The following is a 469-nucleotide window of genomic DNA, read 5'->3' on the forward strand; positions in this document are numbered from 1 at the left end:
CGCCTGCTTGGTTTGATCAAGCAGGCCTGGTTAGAAAGCGGCGGCGTGTATGGCTATCGCAAGATTCACGATGACCTGCGAGAGCTAGGAGAGATCTGTGGGCGAAATCGAGTCGGTCGCTTGATGCAGGCAGAGGGGCTGCGTTCTCAAACGGGCTATCGCCGTCGTACTGGGTTTTATGGCGGAAAACCAAAAGCGGCATCGCCCAACCATCTGGCCAGGCAGTTCAAGGTCAGTGAGCCGAATAAGGTCTGGGTGACCGATATCACCTACATCCGCACCTACGAAGGGTGGCTGTATCTGGCGGTAGTGCTGGATCTGTTCTCTCGCCAAGTCATTGGTTGGTCAATGAAGCCCAGGATGAGCAGCGACCTAGCCATCGACGCCATGCTGATGGCCGTGTGGCGACGCAAGCCACAGCAGCAAGTGATGATTCACTCAGACCAAGGCAGTCAGTTCAGTAGCTCAG

The 469-nt window shown here is 56.1% G+C and carries 1 protein-coding gene; it reads left to right on the top strand.

The features are described 5' to 3' along the window. A partial coding sequence (locus tag ACF8MI_RS14375) for an IS3 family transposase (protein ID WP_392517573.1) occupies positions 1-469 on the top strand: 469 nt, incomplete at both ends.

The organism is Pseudomonas sp. yb_9 (assembly GCF_043103635.1).
Taxonomy (GTDB): domain Bacteria; phylum Pseudomonadota; class Gammaproteobacteria; order Pseudomonadales; family Pseudomonadaceae; genus Aquipseudomonas; species Aquipseudomonas monteilii.